This window comes from Sorangium sp. So ce296, from assembly GCF_051529605.1.
Taxonomy (GTDB): domain Bacteria; phylum Myxococcota_A; class Polyangia; order Polyangiales; family Polyangiaceae; genus Sorangium; species Sorangium cellulosum_D.
In genome coordinates, this window is the sequence record NZ_CP150325.1 from 3,397,470 (window position 1) to 3,413,835 (window position 16,366).

The 16,366-nt window shown below is 73.3% G+C and carries 10 protein-coding genes; 3 read left to right on the top strand and 7 right to left on the bottom strand.

Annotated features, from left to right (window positions below; genetic code table 11):
- Positions 1-23 precede the first annotated feature (23 nt).
- Complete coding sequence (locus WME98_RS12750; RefSeq protein WP_437951581.1) at positions 24-623, top strand: hypothetical protein; 600 nt, start codon at positions 24-26, stop codon at positions 621-623.
- Between the two features lie 118 nt (positions 624-741).
- On the opposite strand, the gene WME98_RS12755 is transcribed toward WME98_RS12750, so the two are convergent.
- Both WME98_RS12755 and WME98_RS12760 read right to left on the bottom strand, forming a co-directional pair.
- Positions 742-1,188, bottom strand: a complete 447-nt coding sequence (locus WME98_RS12755) for a DUF2147 domain-containing protein (RefSeq protein ID WP_437951582.1) — start codon at positions 1,186-1,188, stop codon at positions 742-744.
- A 279-nt stretch (positions 1,189-1,467) separates the two neighbouring features.
- Positions 1,468-2,763 carry an NTP/NDP exchange transporter gene (locus tag WME98_RS12760; protein ID WP_437951583.1) on the bottom strand — a complete coding sequence of 432 codons (1,296 nt, stop codon included), beginning with the start codon at positions 2,761-2,763 and terminating at the stop codon, positions 1,468-1,470.
- Positions 2,764-2,965: 202 nt separating this feature from the next.
- On the opposite strand from WME98_RS12760, the gene WME98_RS12765 reads away from it, so the two are divergent.
- A complete protein-coding gene (locus tag WME98_RS12765; RefSeq protein WP_437951584.1) occupies positions 2,966-4,225 on the top strand; it encodes a metallophosphoesterase family protein in 1,260 nt (419 codons plus the stop codon).
- Between the two features lie 227 nt (positions 4,226-4,452).
- Positions 4,453-5,685 (top strand): cytochrome P450 family protein, encoded by a 1,233-nt coding sequence (locus WME98_RS12770; RefSeq protein ID WP_437951585.1) that lies wholly within the window; start codon positions 4,453-4,455, stop codon positions 5,683-5,685.
- Between the two features lie 59 nt (positions 5,686-5,744).
- Here the strand turns inward: WME98_RS12770 and WME98_RS12775 are convergent, their stop codons facing one another.
- The 5 genes from WME98_RS12775 to WME98_RS12795 all read right to left on the bottom strand — a co-directional run bounded on the left by WME98_RS12775 (position 5,745) and on the right by WME98_RS12795 (position 16,286).
- Entirely contained in the window at positions 5,745-7,817 is a 2,073-nt protein-coding gene (locus tag WME98_RS12775; protein WP_437951586.1) for an amylo-alpha-1,6-glucosidase, read from the bottom strand.
- Positions 7,807-9,744, bottom strand: a complete 1,938-nt coding sequence (gene treZ / locus WME98_RS12780) for a malto-oligosyltrehalose trehalohydrolase (protein WP_437951587.1) — start codon at positions 9,742-9,744, stop codon at positions 7,807-7,809. Before treZ ends, WME98_RS12775 begins: the two co-directional genes overlap by 11 nt.
- A 325-nt stretch (positions 9,745-10,069) precedes the next feature.
- On the bottom strand, positions 10,070-12,307 hold the full coding sequence (locus tag WME98_RS12785) for an ATP-binding cassette domain-containing protein (RefSeq protein WP_437951588.1): 2,238 nt from the start codon (positions 12,305-12,307) through the stop codon (positions 10,070-10,072).
- Complete coding sequence (locus WME98_RS12790) at positions 12,304-15,123, bottom strand: ATP-binding cassette domain-containing protein (protein ID WP_437951589.1); 2,820 nt, start codon at positions 15,121-15,123, stop codon at positions 12,304-12,306. Before WME98_RS12790 ends, WME98_RS12785 begins: the two co-directional genes overlap by 4 nt.
- A complete protein-coding gene (locus WME98_RS12795) occupies positions 15,120-16,286 on the bottom strand; it encodes an HlyD family secretion protein (RefSeq protein ID WP_061624682.1) in 1,167 nt (388 codons plus the stop codon). The genes WME98_RS12790 and WME98_RS12795 overlap by 4 nt, the downstream gene beginning before the upstream one ends.
- Positions 16,287-16,366: the final 80 nt, after the last annotated feature.

A 16,366-nucleotide genomic window follows, 5' to 3' on the forward strand; every position in this document is an offset into this window, starting at 1 on the left:
CAGCTCTGCTACAAGCAGCCGCCATGGTCAGCACCGACGCGCAGCCCCCGAACAGCGACTACCTGGACCGGTTGATGCGAAGGAACTCCTTCGAAGCGCTGTGGCCCTTGTTCGCGAAAGCGACCAGGCCCGCCAAGGAGATGACCGAGAGCTACTCTGCCCTCTGTCATCTTCGGCCCCTCTTGACCAAGGGCCGCCCATGTCGCGTCATTCACGTCGGGGACGGGGCCCACGCGAGGACCGGGGCCCTCTTTTCGCTGAAGAGCGAGGCGGACAACATCAGCGTCGATCCGCTGCTCAACGTAGACTTGGTGGAGGCGTGGCGCGATCGCTTCGGGGTCCGGCGCCTGGCGTGGCACAAGGCCAGCATCGACGACGTCGCGGATCAGCTCAACGCCCTGCCCCCGATGCCGGTGTTCGTGACGTTCGTCCACGCCCACGTGCACATGGACCGGGTGCTCGATCGGCTGCGCTGGGACGCGGCCTTCACCCTCGCGTGTTGCTTGCCCGGCCACCAGCTCACGCAGACGCGCGTACCGCTCAAGGAGGGCATCGATCCGAGCGTGCTGTCCACGGGGCGTCGGTACCAGGTGGTGGTGAATCCCGACGCCCCGGCGTCATAGCCTCTCCAGACCATGTCACGACAGAGAGGCGAGGACCGTGCGCGGGGCTACCGCACCAGCTCGTCTGGATCGCGGCTGCGGCGCAGGCACCAGAGCACCCACGACGAGGAAGATCCTTTTATTTCTTCACCCAGGTCTGGGTCCTGCCGAGGAGGGAGATGCCCAAGAAGCCGCGCACCTTCAGCTTCTTCCCGCCCTCGATCGCCTCGAGCTTGCAGCTATAGGTCTCGCCGTTGTTCGGATCCAGGATCGTACCGTCATCGTACTCGTCGTCATCGCGGACCATGTTCTTGATGATGACGAGCCCCACAAGGGGCTTGTTCTTGTCGGCACCCTCACAGGCGGTGCAGAGCTTCGGCTTCCCCTTCGCGTCGAGCGGCTGCTTCAGGCTCACGATCTTGCCGAAGATCTTCCCGCCCTTCTCGTAGATCTCTACCACCGACTGCTCGACCCCCTGCTCATCGATCGTCCGCCACTGGCCGGTCACAGGGAGAGGACCCGCGAGCGCGAGCGAGGTGGCGAGGGAGCACCCCAAGGCCGCAAAAAGAGCCAAGAACCTCTTCATGTCGTCAGAACTCCTTTCATCGGTCTGCGAAGCCACGGCGTTCGGCCCTGGCGCGGTGGACGCCATTTTTCCTCCCAGGGTACCGAGCGGGCTGGTGGACCGCAACGGCGCCGTGCAGCGTGGCGCCGGGACGTTTGGTGGCCAGCCAACGGTTGATTCCAGGGGTCTGGAGCCCGCCGTGGCCAAGCTGCCCATGACCCGCGCCTCGGCCGCGCGCGTCCGTCCTGCGCGGGTACGATCTCGCCGACGGAGGCGGTCATGTAAGGTTTTCTATGTCAATCAGCGCAGCCCCCCGTCCCCTCGCGCGCGCTCCGCCTGCCGCCTCGCCAGGTAGCGGCTCAGCAGGACCCACCCGCCCGCGACCGGCACCATCAGGAGCGACAGCCCCGCCGCCTTCACCCCGAGCGCCGACAGCCCCGACAGCGCCCACGCGCTCGCGGCGTCCCCGCCCCGGAACGCCACGGTGTCGATGAAGCTCTTCGCCTTGTACTTCTCCTCTCGCGCGACCACCGTGAATAGGATCTCCCGCGCCGGCCGGTCCACCGCGTAGTGGATCGCCCGCCGGAGCCCCTGGAGCCCGGCGATCATCGAGAGGGTCGGCCGCGCCGCGAGCGCGAGGAACCCGACGCCCGTGACCACCGGGACCACCGCGAGCGCGACCCCGAGGCCCACCCGCGTCATGAGCCTCCCGGTCACGAGCACCTGCACGACGATGGTGATCACGTTCACGGTGAGATCGATGGAGGCGAACATCGCGGTCCGCCGCGCAGGATCCATCGACTCCGCGGAGACGATCCGCGCCTGCTCGAAGTAGAGCACCGTCGCGGTGATCGACAAGAAGAGCGTCTGCGCGCAGATCCCGAGGAGGTACGGCGACCCGAGGACAAGCGTCACCCCGCGGAATGCGCCCCCGCCGATGCGCTCCTCCGCGGCGCTCGCCTCGGGCGGCGCCGCGCCGCCGGCGAGCCGGCCCGCGAGGCGGTTCAGCCGCGTCACGCAGAGCACGGCGAGCTCGAGCAGCGCCGCCGACAGGAGCAGGAGGTTCGCGGTCCCGATCTGCCGCGCCTGCGCGGCCGTGACGAGCGAGCCGACGAGCGCGCCGGCGCTGCCGCCGGCGGCGATGACGCCGAAGAGGCGCTTGCCTTGCTCGCTGCGCCAGACGTCGGCCATGAACTGCCAGAACACCGACACGACGAACAGGTTGAAGACGCTCAGCCAGACATAGAATACCTTGCCCACCTCGACGCGCGGCGCGCCGAGCGCGAGCAGCCCGAAGAAGACGAGGAGGTTCGACGCGAAGAAGCGATAGACGATCGGGATGAACCGCCGCCGCGGCAGCCGCGCCACGAGCGCGGAGAAGGCCGGCACGGCCGCGAGCATCGCCGCGAACACCGCCGTGAACAGCCAAGGCAGCTTGTCCATGCCGCCCGAGATGCCCATCTCCTCGCGGACGGGCCGCAGGATGTAATAGCTGCAGAGGACGCAGAAGAAGTACGCGAAGCTCCAGAGCAGCGCGGAGACCTCGCCCTCCCTCACGTCGCAGACCCGCCGGAGCAGCGCGGCCGCCGGGCTCAACGGTCCGCCGCCCTCCCCCCGGCGGGGCGTCGCGCCGCAGGCGGCGTGAGGCGTGACGGCGGGCGCAGCATCGGACGCTCACTGCACGACAGCCCGCCCCGCGCGTCAAGGCGAGCGCCGGCGCCGGCCGCCCGCGGGCGCGAACCTCATCGGATGAGCAGCGCTCCCGGCGCGGAGCGGCTAAGCTCGGGCCGCGCAGCCCATGAAGTTCGTCCACGCCGCCGACCTCCACATCGACAGCCCCCTCCGCGGGCTCGACCGTTACCCGGGCGCCCCGGTCGAGCAGATCCGCGGGGCCACCCGCCGCGCGCTCGAGAACCTCGTGAGCCTCTGCCTCACCGAGGAGGTCGACCTCCTGCTGCTCGCCGGCGACATCTACGACGGCGACTGGAAGGACTACAGCACGGGCCTGTTCTTCGCCTCGCAGCTCTCCCGGCTGCGCGCCGCCCGGGTGGAGGTGGTGCTCCTGAGCGGCAACCACGACGCCGAGAGCCACATCACGCGTCACCTGGAGCTCCCCGAGAACGCCCGCCGGCTCGACCCGAAGAGCCCCGAGACGGTCCTCTTCGAGCGGCTCGGGGTCGCGGTGCACGGGCAGAGCTTCGCGACAAAGGCGGTCACCGACGATCTCGCCGCCGGCTACCCGGACGCGCGGACGGGCCTCTTCAACATCGGCCTGCTCCACACCTGCCTGGGCGGCCGCGAGGGCCACGACAACTACGCTCCTTGCAGCCTGAACACCCTCGTCGGGAAGCGATACGACTACTGGGCGCTCGGCCACGTGCACACCCGGGAGGTGCTCTCGGAGGATCCGTACATCGCCTTTTCCGGCAACCTCCAGGGCCGCCACGCCCGCGAGACCGGCGAGAAGGGCGCCCTCCTCGTCACCGTGGACGACGGGCGCGTCGCCTCCGTCGAGCACCGCCCCCTCGACGTCGTCCGCTGGTGCGCCTGCGAGGTCGATCTCTCCCCGGCCGCGAGCGCCGACGACATCGTGGATCTGACGCGCGAGCAGCTCGAGCAGCGCCTCGCGGAGGCGGACGGGCGCACGCTGGCCGCGCGGGTGATCCTGTGCGGCGCGACGCCGGCCCACGCCGCGCTCCGCGCCGACTTCGAGCGCTGGACAGGGCAGATCCGCGCGATCGCCAACGACCTCGGCGGCGGGCTCTGGATCGAGCGCGTGCTCTCCCGGACGCTGGCCCCGCTCCAGGTCGGCGCGCTCGAGGAGCGGGACGACGCCATCGGCCAGCTCACGCGGTCGCTGCGCGCGCTGCGCGACGACGAGGCGGGCCTCTCCTCGCTCCTGCGCGAGTTCGCGAGCCTCAAGAACAAGCTCCCCGCCGAGGCGCGCGAGGGCGACGACGCCATCCGCCTCGACGACCCGACGTACCTGCGCGAGGCGCTCGACGACGTGGAGCACACGCTGATCTCGCGGCTGCTCGGCGCCGGCGAGGCGCCGTGAGCGCCGGCGCGGCGGCCTGGGTCGGAGCCGGCCGCGAAGGCGGAAATCAGGAAATAAACTCAGCAATTTCCGCAACTTATCGTGTTCTCGCGAGCGCTGCACGGACGGCCGCGGCCGCGGCCCGCGCGGCTTGACGGCACGTCGATCTCCACCATGCACTCCTCCTGACGCGCCCTGCGCACGCGAGCATCGCCTCGGACAGCCGGACGCGACGGGACGGGGGAGTCATGGACGGGGGAGTCACGATCGACCAGAGCGCTTTTTCGGAGCTGTTCCGTCCGAGGGGCCGCGCCGAGCCGCACTCCATCTACGCGCGCATGCGGGCCGCGGGGCGCATCCATCGCCTCATCCACCCTCGCCTCAACGTGCCTATCTGGACGGCCACGCGCTACGACGACTGCGTGGAGCTCCTCAAGGATCCTCGTCTGATCCGGGATTGCCGCAAGCTCCCCGCCGAGCTGCGCGCGAGCTACCGCCCGCTCGGCGAGCGCTCGGTCCTGCTGAGTCATCACATGCTCGAGGCCGACCCGCCGGATCACACCCGGCTCCGGGGCATCGTCCAGCGGGCCTTCTCGACGCGGGCGATGGAGGGGCTGCGCCCGCGCATCCACGCCATCGTGGGTGAGCTCATCGACGCCGTGGCGGACCAGCGCCGCATGGATCTCGTGGCCGACTTCGCGTTCCCGCTCCCCATCGCGGTCATCTCGGAGCTGCTCGGCCTCCCGCGCGAGGATCGCGACCGATTCCGCCACTGGACCAAGCTCCTCCTCGCCGCCACGAGCGATCGAGCGCTCCTCGAGCCCGCGATGCCCGCGGTGAAGGAGATCGAGGCGTACTTCGAGGCGCTGTTCGCGGTCCGCCGCAAGGCCCCGCGCGACGACCTGATCAGCGCGATCGTGCTCGCCGAGGAGCAGGAGCACAAGCTGAGCTCGGCGGAGGTCATGAGCATGGTGTTCCTGCTGCTGGTCGCGGGCCACGAGACCACGGTGCACCTCATCGCGAGCGGCGCGCTCCTCCTGCTCTCGCACCCCGAGCAGCGGCGGCGGCTCGAGGCGGAGCCCGAGCTCATCGGCTCCGCGGTCGAGGAGACGCTGCGCTGCGAGGGGCCGGCCGAGATCTCGGTGGTCCGCTGGCCGCTCGAGGACGTCGATCTGCTCGGCGCGCGCGTGCCGGCGGGAGAAGGGGTCGTGGCGGGGCTCCTCGCCGCGAACCGGGATCCGGAGCAGTTTCCGGATCCGGACCGCTTCGACATCGGCCGCTCGCCGAACCGGCACCTCGCCTTCGGGAGCGGGATCCACTTCTGCCTGGGCGCGACGCTCGCGCGGATCGAGGCGGCCATCGCCCTCTCGACCCTCTTCCAGCGGCTCCCGGGGCTCGAGCTCGACACCTCGCCCGACGAGATCGAATGGGGCGAGTGGGCCGTGCTCCGCGGCCCGGCTGCGGTGCCCGTCGTGTTCTGAGAGACGGCGACGCGAGCGGCGCTCCGCCGGCCCCGGGACCTCGGCCCCGGGGCCCGCGCTCAGCCCGCCGAGCGGGCCGTCCGGGCGTAGGCCCGGAGCACCTCGGCCACGCTCCACGCCTGGGCGACGCACCCGCGGGGCGTGAACGGCGGCTCGGCGTCGAAGATCTCGCTGATCGACCCGGCGCAGGCCTCGTCGAGGTGCGGGGTGAAGCCCTCGAGCAGGCTCCGCGCCCCGGCGAGATCGGCCGGATACACCTTCAGCCAGGCGTCGATGAAGGGGCCCATGAGCCACCCCCACACGGTGCCCTGGTGATAGGCCATGTCCCGCGCGCGGAGATCGCCGAAATACTTCGGCTTGTAATCGGGGTGCCCAGGGGCGAGCGACCTGAGGCCCACGGGCGTCCAGAGCCGCTCCTTCACCTGATCGACGATCCCCTTCCAGCGGGCGGCGTCGAGGACCGGGTGCGGCAGCGAGATCGCGAAGATCTGGTTGGGCCGGAAGGCGTCGTCGTTGCCCTGCTCGCCGTCGAGCACGTCGTAGAGATAGCCCAGCTCGTCGGACCAGAAGCGCCGGTTGAACGAGGCCTTGACCTGCTCGGCGGCCGCGCTGTAGCGCCGCGCGGCGCCGTCGCCCTCGGCCTCGCGCACCCAGCGCTCGATGAGGCGCAGGGCGTTGTACCAGAGCGCGTTGATCTCCACGGCCTTCCCGCGGCGGGGCGTGACCACGTAATCGCCGACCTTGGCGTCCATCCAGGTCAGCTGATAACCCTCTTCCCCCTGACGGACGAGGCCGTCCTTGGGATCGACGCCGATCCCGAAGCGCGTCCCGCGGGTGTGGTGCTCGACGATATCGATCAACGTCGGGAGCACGAGCCGGAGCGTCTCGCGATCGCCGGTGTAGGTCAGGTAGCGATCGAGCGCGTGGAAGAACCAGAGGGTGGCGTCGGCGGTGTGGTAGAGCCCGTCGTTCTTGCCCTCCGGGAACATGTTGGGGATGAGCCCGTCCTTCACGTAATGGGCGAACGTGCGCAGGATGTAGCCCGCCTCGGTGTGGCGACCGGTGACGAGCGTCAGCCCCTCGAGGCTGATCATGGTGTCTCGCCCCCAGTCGGTGAACCAGTGATAGCCCGCGATGACGGTGCGCACCTCGTCCCCGGCGGCCCGCGCGCGGGCGGCGTCCTCGACGCGGCCCGCGGGGGTGATGAGGAACTGATCCGCGCCGAGGATGAGCTCCGCCGGCGGCCCGGAGCGGACCTCGGGCGCCGCGGCGAGCAGGAGCCGGGTGCGGCGCTTGCGCTCGGCGCGCTGCACCTGCTCCGTGGAGAGGGCGTTGATCGTCTCCCAGGGCTCGGTCGACGCGACGAGGGTCACGCTGCCGGAGACGGGGAGCTCGAGGCCGAAGCGGCCGGGGCTGTAGAACTCGCCGACCGCGTCGTACCCGCGGCTCTGCTCGATCCGGTAGCGCACGTTGCGCAGGCGGGCGCTGTCGATCCGGAATTCGGCCCGGGCGCCCTGGACCTTGAGCCGGAGCGGCGGCAGGTCGCTCGGCGAGGCGAGCTCGTAGCGATCCTCGACCACGGTGAGCGCGTACGGGCCCGCGACCGGCCGATCGAGCGCGCCCTCGTGCGGGCGGAAGTTCACCCACGGCTGGAGCTCGATCTGGACCGGCCCTTCGCCCTTGAGGAGCGTGTACGTGACGTGGACCGTGTTCTGCCCGTGGGGCAGGAGGAGGCGCCGCTCGAACGCCATCCCGGCGCCCTCGTAGCGCCACACCGGGAGCCCGGCCTCCAGGCGGAACTCGGCGAGCTCGATGACCTGCGCGGCGCTGTCGTCGAGCCAGGGCTCCTGACCGCCGACCTGAACCACCTTGCCGTCCGCGGTGATGACCCGGGTCGACAGATCGCTGAGCATCATGGTGCGGCCGAGGGGGGCCGGCAGCGCGGAGATCAAGAGCCCGTGGAAGCGGCGGGTCACCGCGCCGGAGATGGTGCCTGACGCGTAGCCGCCGAGGCCGTTCGTGACGAGCCATTCCCGCGTGAGCGGGTCCGACCCGTGCTCGGCGTCGTCGTGCGAGGCGGGGCCGGTGCCCCGGGACCAGACCATCATCCGGCAGATCTCGTCAGCGTACATGCTTTTTGGGCTCCTCTGGGCGAGGGTTGGCGCTCGTCTTCTCGGGCACCGGCGTCCCGACCACGGGGTGCAGGAGGATCGCCGCGTCACCCTGGATGTGGACGCCATCCTCGGTGATGACAGGTGGACTGCCTTGTCCCCCGTAACGGGGGGATTCGCTGGACCACAACGTCTCCCAGCGGCGCCCCGGCGGCGGGGCGATGAGCGGCTCCGGCAAGGACCCTCGATGGATGTCCCGCCCGAGGTTGACGAGGAGCAGGCGGTCGTCGCCGTCGTCGCCGAAGTAGCGGAGGAGGAACGCGTGGCCCGAGAGGACGGCCCCGTCGACGCCGCGCGGGCGCTGGGCCCGGATCACGGGATCGCGCCGGCGGAGCGCGATCAGGTCCTCGTGGAGGGCGTAGATGCCGGCGTTGCGCTCGCGCTCGGAGAAATCGAGCTTGCAGCGCTCGAACGTCCGCGGGTCGTCGGGGGCGTCGAGCCGCGAGGCGACCTCGGGCGAGGCGCACGAGGGGAACTGCGCCAGGAACTCCGCCCTGCCCTTGCGCACGAGCGGCGCGAGATCGCGGTTGTGGTCCGCGAAGAAGAGGAACGGCGCCGACGACCCGAACTCCTGCCCTTGAAAGAGCATGGGCGTCCCCGGGGCGAGCAAGAGGAGCGCCGACATCGCCCGGAACTTCCCCGGGCAGGCGAGGTGATAGAGCCGCTCGCCCTTGGCCGTGTTGGCGACCTGATCGTGGTTCTCCAGGAAGAGGACGAAGCGGGCCGGATCCACGTCGAGCGCGGGGGTGCCTCGCCGCTGCTTCTGCCACTGGTAGCGCTGCCCCTGGAAGAGGAACCCCCGCTTGACGGCGGAGATGAACTCCTGCGGGGAGCCCTCGTGATCCGTGTAGTACGCCTCGCTGTGGCCGGTGAGCGCCACCTTGGCGCTGTGGTGGAAGTCGTCGTTCCAGATGGCGTCGAGCCCGTAGCCGCCCCGCTCCGGGCCGCGGATCAGCCATTCTTCCTGGGACTCGTTCTCGGCCACGATGAACGTCTCCTTGCCCTTCGCGGCCTCCCGGACGCGGCGCGCGATCGCGGCGAGGATGTGGTCCTTCGAGCTGTCGTAGATGTTCTGGGTCGCGTCGAGCCGCAGGCCGTCGAGGTGGTACTCGTCGATCCAGTGGCCGGCGTTCGCGAGGAAGAACTCCCTCACCGCCTCGGATCGCGGGCCGTCGAAGTTGATGGCCGCGCCCCAGTCGGTCTTGTGGCGATCGGAGAAGTAGTCCTTGGAGAACTGGCCGAGGTAGTTGCCGTCCGGGCCGAGGTGGTTGTAGACGACATCGAGGATCACCCCGATCCCGACGCGGTGCGCCGCGTCGACGAAGCGGCGGAAATCGTCGGGGCTGCCGTAGAGGCGCGTCGGCGCGAAGAGGTTCACGCCGTCGTACCCCCAGTTGAACCGGCCGGGGACCTCGTTCACCGGGAGCAGCTCGATCAAGGAGATGCCGATCCGGGCGAGCTCGGGCAGCTCGCGCGCCGCGGACTCCCAGGTGCCCTCCCGGGTGAAGGTGCCGACGTGCATCTCGTACACGACTTGCCCCTTGAGCGGGGCGCCCGGGAAGCCCGCGTCGCTCCACGCGAACGCGGCGGGGTCGATCACCTCCGAGGGCCCGTGCGGCCCCTCCGGCTGCGAGCGCGAGGCGGGATCGGGATAGAGCTTCTCGTCGTCGTCGAGCCGGAACCGGTAGCGGGTGCCGGCCGCCGCGGCCGGGACGAGCGCCGCGAAGTAACCGCCCTCCTCGGGCCGCAGCGGCGCGGTCTCGCCGCTCCCCGGCCCGGCCTCCAGGACCACCTCGACCCGGCGCCGGGAGGGCGCCCAGACGCGGAAGTGCACTCCTTTTCCGGCTCCGGCGAGCACCTCAGCGCCGACAGGCAACCGTCTTTCCATCTTCTCCGGCATTGAGTTGCATTCTAAGCGCAACACACGTGACGTCCAGCGCCCATAGGCTCGGCGGTCCCCTTTGCAGCGGTCCTGTTCATGAAGCTCACCTGGCGAGCGATAACCCCTTACGGGGTCGCCTGAGAGGGATCGGGGATCGACCGACGATGAGAGACGGCACAGGCGAAGTGGTCTGCATTGCACAGATCGAGCGGACCCGGAGCGCGCGCGTGCCTCACCCAGGCTGGCGGGCTCCGAGGAGGAGAGCAGTGTCGATTCGCCTCATCGAGCGAGCGCCGGGAGGAGCGGACTCCGCGCCGGCGGGCCTCCGCGATCACGGGTGCGCGATGACCACGAGCGTGCGCGCGCGCCGCAGAACGCAGCGCAGCGCCTGCTCCAGCGTCTCGGGGTCGAGCGCCGCGAAGCTCTCGTCGAGCACGACGACCTCGGCGCCCTGGAGCAGCGCGCGCGCGATGTAGAGCCGGCTCCGCTCGCCGTGCGAGAGCTGCCAGCCCGTCTCGCCCACCACCTGCTCCAGCCCGGCGGGCATCCGGCCGAGCAGCTCGCCGAGGCCGAGCTCGCGGCAGATCTCCTCGGCCTCGGCGAGATCGTCGGGCCTCGGCGGCCAGCGCCGGCCCATCAGCAGGTTGTACGCGAACGTCCCGCCGAGGACGTAGTTCTCGTGGAACTGCGGCGCCGCGGCCACGCGGCGGCGCCACGCGGCGGCGCCCAGCATGTGGCGGTCGAGCCCGTTCAAAAGGAGCAGCCCCGCGTCGGGCGCGCGCAGCCCCGAGAGCAGCGCGCTCAGCGTCGACTTCCCTCCCCCCGAGGGCCCCTCGAGCAGGATGCGCTCGCCCGCGGCGATCCGCAGCGAGGCGTCGATCACGGCGGGGCGCGGCCTGCCCTTGTGGCGGAACGACAGCTCGTGCGCCTCCAGGACCGGCGCGCGGCGCTCCGCGTCCCCCGCGCTGCCCGCGCCGGGCGGCGTGCGCCCCGCGTCGGGCGGCAGGGGCGGCGGCGGCGCCCCGCCGCGGGCGGCCGCCTTGAAGAGCGTGGCGACCTGCTCCCACGCGATCGCCGCGCTGGCGAGGCTCGACAGGCCGGCCGACAGGCCCTGGAGCGCGCGGCTCGCGAGCAGGACGCCGCCGAGCGCCACCGCGTACGCCGCGGCCGAGCCGGTGCCCGCGAGGAACGGCGGCACGAGGCCGGCGATCCCCGCGATGAGCCAGCCGCGCGGCATCAGCGCGCCGATCTCGATCTGGCTCCGGTCGAGCTCGCGCGATCGCGCGAGGTACTGGGAGAGCGCCTCGTCCTCGCCGTGGTGCCAACGGCCGCTCCGCTCCTGGGCGAGGCGGGTGCGGTGGCCGACCAGGCGCTCGATGAGATCGTGGGTCATCGCGAGCCGCGCGGCGGTCCAGCGCGCGCGGCGCCGGTAGAAGCGCGCGCAGAGCGCGACGACGAGGACCGCCCAGGCGACGAGCAGGAGCGCGTGGAGGGCGCCCGCCGCGCCCTGGGCGAGCACGACCGCCGCCGCCGCGAGCTCGAACGCCGCCGCGACGGCCCCGACGCCGCCGCCCATCGCGAGCGCCTCGATCGCCTCGGACTCGATCACGCGCCCGAGGAAGCGGCCCGCGCCCTCGCTGCGCACCTCCTCGGCGTCGAGCGCGAGCGCGCCCGCGAGCAGGCGCTGCTTGATCAGCGCGCTGGCGTCGATCGCGACCACGCCGGACAGCCACGCCATGAGCTGGCGCAGCGGGACCACCGTCGCGAGCAGCAGCGCCCCGGCGTAGAGCCACCCCTCGTCGAGGTGGTCGTCGAGGATGCTGCGCCCCACGGTCGTCCACACCAGGATCCAGAGCGTGTAGGCCGACGCGTGGGCGGCCAGCAGGCCGAGGAGGCGGCGCGGGATCCGCGCGGCCGCGAGCTGCCGCCCGAACGAGGCGCCGGGCGGCGGGCGCAGGCTCCAGATGCCGTCGAGGACCACGGGCCCGAGCCGCTCGCGGAGCAGGGCCTGCCGCGCGCGGGCGCGCCGCCGCGGCCGCACGCCCGCGCGGTCGAGGATGCGATCGACCTCGGGGAGCACCTGCGCCTCGAGCGGGCGGGCGATGCGGCGGAGGATCGCCTCGACCGGCACACGCGCGGTGGAGCGGTCGGCGCGGAGCACCGAGAGGGCCTGCCCGCTGCGCCCCACGACGGCGAGGAAGCGCTGCGCCTCGCCGCCGCGCAGCCACACGAGCGCGGGCGCGACGCGCAGGAGCGCGTCGGCGACCTCGTCGTAGCGCGCCGCGATCGGCTCCGCCTCGACGCCGAGGTAGCCCGCGGCCTGATCGATCCACGCGCCGAGCGCGTCCGCGCTGCGGAGGTGCCCGGCGGTGGGGATGGGCGCCGCGACCGCGCGCGGGCGGAGGCCGCCCTGGAGCGCGAGCGCCTCGAGCGCGTCGCCGAGGCGCTCCGCCGGCCACTCGAGGGCGCCGAGCGCGTCGGCCGCCTCGTCCGGCCGAGCGCCCCAGCCGCGTCGCGCGTGCGCGCCGTCCGGCTCGGCCCCCCACCCGGGTTGCGCCTCCGCCGTCACCTCCGCTCGCCCTCCGGCGCTGCCGCGGCGGCCTCGGCCGCCGTCCCCGCGCCCTCCGCCGCCGCTCCGGCGATGCGCCCGCGCACGACCTTCAGCCGGCGCCACCCGCCGCTCGACCAGAGCCCTCGCTGCACGGCCGCCTCGGCGTCCAGCAGCGCGCGGTAGCGGGAGCCGGGGCGCGCCGCGAGCTCGGCCGGTGCCCCGTCCTCGACCACGCGCCCGCCGTCCACGACGAGCACGCGCTCGAACCCGCGCGTCTCGCCGACGTCGTGGGTGACGCAGAGGAGCGTCGCGCGACGGAAGCGCCGCCGCGCCCGGGCGAGCAGCGCGCGGCGGCGCTCCCGGTCGAGGCCGCGGAACGGCTCGTCGAGGATCGCGAGCCGCGCCTCGCTCCGCAGCATCGCCCGGCCGAAGCGCACGCGCTGCCCCTCGCCGCCGGAGACGAGCCCTCCGCCCTCGCCGAGCAGGGTCTTCTGCCCTTCGGGCAGCCGCTCCAGCACCTCGCGCAGCTCGGCCTCCTCGACGACCGCGCCGAAGTCGGCCGCGTCGTCGGGCGCGCCGTAGCGGAGGTTGTCGAGGAACGACCGGTTCCAGATCTGCACCGCCGGGTCGACCCACGCGGTCTCCTCGCGCAGGGCGTGGAGCCGCTCGCCGTCGAGCGGGCGGCCGTCGACGAGCACCCTGCCCTCGCTCGCCCGGTGCCACCCGAGCAGCACCCCGACGAGGCTCGACTTGCCCGCGCCCGAGGCCCCCACGATCGCCACGTGGCTGCCCGCCGCGATCCGGAGATCCACCCCGTCGAGGATCACGTGGCCGGCGGCCTGGATGCGCACGCGCTCGAAGGCGATCGCGCAGCCCGCGCCCTCGGCGCCGGGCCGCGAAGGCGGCGCGTCGGCCGCGGCGCCGCCGGCGCGCGGCTCCTCCGGCGCGCCGAGCGGCTCGAGCAGGCGCAGCGCCGTGTTGCGCTGCGCCGGGTACTGGAGCAGCGCGCCCGCGAGCGCCTGCCCGATGGCCGGCAGCGCGAGCGCCCAGTAGAAGAGCAGGAGCGCCCGCGAGAGCGCGCCCCCGCGGGCGAGGAAGTCGCCGAGGATCCACGCGGCGAGCGCGAAGCCGAGCAGCGCCTGCGCCCCGTCGACGGCGAGGGCCGCGCGGAGCAGCGTGCGCCCGGCGAGCGCCCACTCCCCGAGCAGGCCCGCGTGCTGCCGCCGCACGGCCCGCTCCGCCGCGTGCGCCCGGATCGGCACGAGGCCGAGCAGCGCGTCGAGGTAGAAGCTCGTGAGCGCGCCGGCGTGCGTGCGGACGCGCAGGTCCCGCTCGACGAGGACGCGGTTCCCCGCGAACGGCAGCGCCAGCGCGAGCGCGGCGCACGGCACGGCGAGGCGCGCGCTCGCGGGATCGATCCAGACGATCGCGGCCGTGGTGACCGCGAGATCGAGCGCCGAGCGCGCGATCTGGCCGCCGAACGCCGGCAGGGCGCGGAGCACGTGCAGGCTGTGGCCGCGCTGCGCCATGTCCGAGGCCGGGCGGCTGTGGAAGTAGCGATCGCCGATGCGCGGGATCTTCGCGAGGAACGCCATCCGCAGCCGCGCCTCGAGGTGCCGCCCGAGCCGGATCACCCCGGTGGTCAGCGAGAGATCGAGGGCGAGCTCCACCGCGAGGAACATGGCGAGGGCGCCGATGGCGGCGAGGCGCTGTTCGAACAGCGCGAGATCGTTCGAGATCTGGAGCAGCCCGCGGAAGAGGAGGCTCTCCAGCACCACCGTGGCGACGCTGAGCGCGAGCGCGCCGGCGAGCACGGCGGGCGTGAGCAGCCCGTCCTCGCGGATCATTCGGAAGAGCTCGCTCGCGGGCCGGGCCGGGCGCTCCGCGAGGGCGGCGGCGACGTCGGGGGGGAGGCGCGCCTCGACGCTCGGGCTCGCTTCGTCGGCGCGGGGCGGCGGCGCGGGCGCGGCGGCGCGCAGCCCGCGGATCCGCACGAGCACCGCGCCCCGCGCGACGACCCGATCCTCCCCACGCGGGCCTGCCGGCCCGGGGTGCGCCGTCCAGAAGGTGGGCGGGATCATCTGTTCCCGCGCGGCCTCGGGCCCCTGCTCGAGCAGCGCGCCCAGCACGCGCGCGGCCTCGCGACCGCGGTCGAGGCCGCCGGAGCGCACGAGCGACGTGACCAGGCGCGCGCCGGCGTCGAGCGCCGCGATCGCGCGCCACCCCGGGTCCGAGAGCGCCGCCTCGAGCGGCCGCGCCCCCGCGCCGAGCCAGGCGAGCCGGCGCTCGAGCGGCCGCGTGAACCCGTCGCTCGCCGCCCAGTCGCGGAAGTCCGCCGCCGACAGCGGCAGCTCGTGCTGGTAGAGCTCGCCCTCGAGCTGCCGTCGCGTGAGCCAGCGGCGCCCGGTGGCCGGGTCCATCACCTGCACGAGGCCGCCGTGCCGGCGCCAGAGCACGACCACGTGGAGCGGCCCGGCCGACTGCCGCACGATCGCCAGGGCGGGCAGCGCCTGCGCCTCGTCGAGCAGCACGTGCTCGGTCGGGACGAGGATCTGCTGGGCCACGAGCCCGAGCTGCCCCGCGAGGTCCTCCAGGGTGTCGATGGAGGTGCCGTCGACGTCGGTCTGGCAGGCCTCGCGCAGGCGGCCGTAGCTCACGCCGATGCCGAAGCCCTCGAGCACGCACTTGAGCGTGGCCGGCCCGCAATCCATCGCCGAGGTCTGCACGACCTCCGGCGCGAGGAGCCGCCGCTCCGGGCTCGACGCCCGGCGACGGGGGTTAGGTGATCGCTCCGGCGCGGATCGGGGATCGGCGTTCGTCGTCCCCTCCTTCACCCGCCCGCTCCGCCGCGGACCCTCACGATCTGCCCCGCGGCGCGCAGCACGAGCGAGGCCGGGGAGACACGCTCGGTCTCGATGACCACGCTGCCGGGGAGCCCGTGCTGCATCGGGATCGGCGACGCCGGGTCGGGCCGCACGCCGAGCTCCACGCGGATGCGGCCCTCCTGCGTCTCGCTGGCGACGCGGTCGACGGTGGTGGAGAGGGTGCCGTACTCGGTCCACGGGAACGCGTCGAGGCGCAGGCGCCCCTCCTGCCCCGCGCGGATCCGCCCGACGGAGGCGGGCGGGAACTCCGCGATCACCCGGAGCTCGCCGGGCGGCACGACGGCGGCCACGACGTCCCCTTCGCTCACGAAGGAGCCGGCGCGCAGCACCGTGATGTCGCCGACCCGCCCGGCAATCGGCGAGCGGATCTTGCGCCGGTCGATCTCGGCGAGCAGCCCCTTGATCGCCGCCTCCAGCACGAGCCGCTCGCCCTCGAGGGTGGCCGCCTCGCGGTCGAGCCGCGCGAGCTCGGCCTGCTGCTCGCTCTGCCCGGCGCGCCGCTCCACGTAGGCCCGCGCGGCGGCGCGGTCGAGCGCCTCGGTCGCCGAGCGCCTCGACAGCGCGTCGGCCGCGAGCCGCGCCGCCTCGGCCTCGGACACGAGCCCGTCCTGGCGCAGGCGCACGGCCCGCTCCGCCTCGAGCTCCTGGAACCGCGCGCCCGCCTCGGCCTCCCGCAGCCGCGCCTTCGCCTCGTCGACGTGCGCGCGCGCCGCCTCCTCCCCGTCGCGCAGCGCCCGCCCTCGCGCCGCGATCTCGGCCCGGAGCGGCCCCATCTGCCCCGCGATCGCCTCGAGCCGGGCCTGTTTGTCGTCGATCTCGCGGCGGAGCGGCTCGACGTCGAGCTCGATGAGGACGTCGCCCGCGGCGACCTCGGCCCCGAGGGCGAGGTGGACCGCGGCGACCTTCCCGCCGAGCGGCGCCTCGACGCGGTGCGCCGCCTGGCCCACCTCGAGTCGGGCGCTCACGCTCGCCTCGTAGCGCCCGACGCGCGCGAGGAAGAACCACGCGAGCCAGGCGGAGAGCAGGACCGCGCCGATCGCGACGCCGGCGATCGAGCCGCGGTGGCCGTCGGTGGCGATCGCGTGAATCGAGCGTGAGAACCCGGCGGGCATGGTGGTTGTGCAAAGGTACACGAGCGAAGCAGGCTCAGGAAGTCACGCCCATCGCCCGGGTGAGTCGATGAGCATAGCAA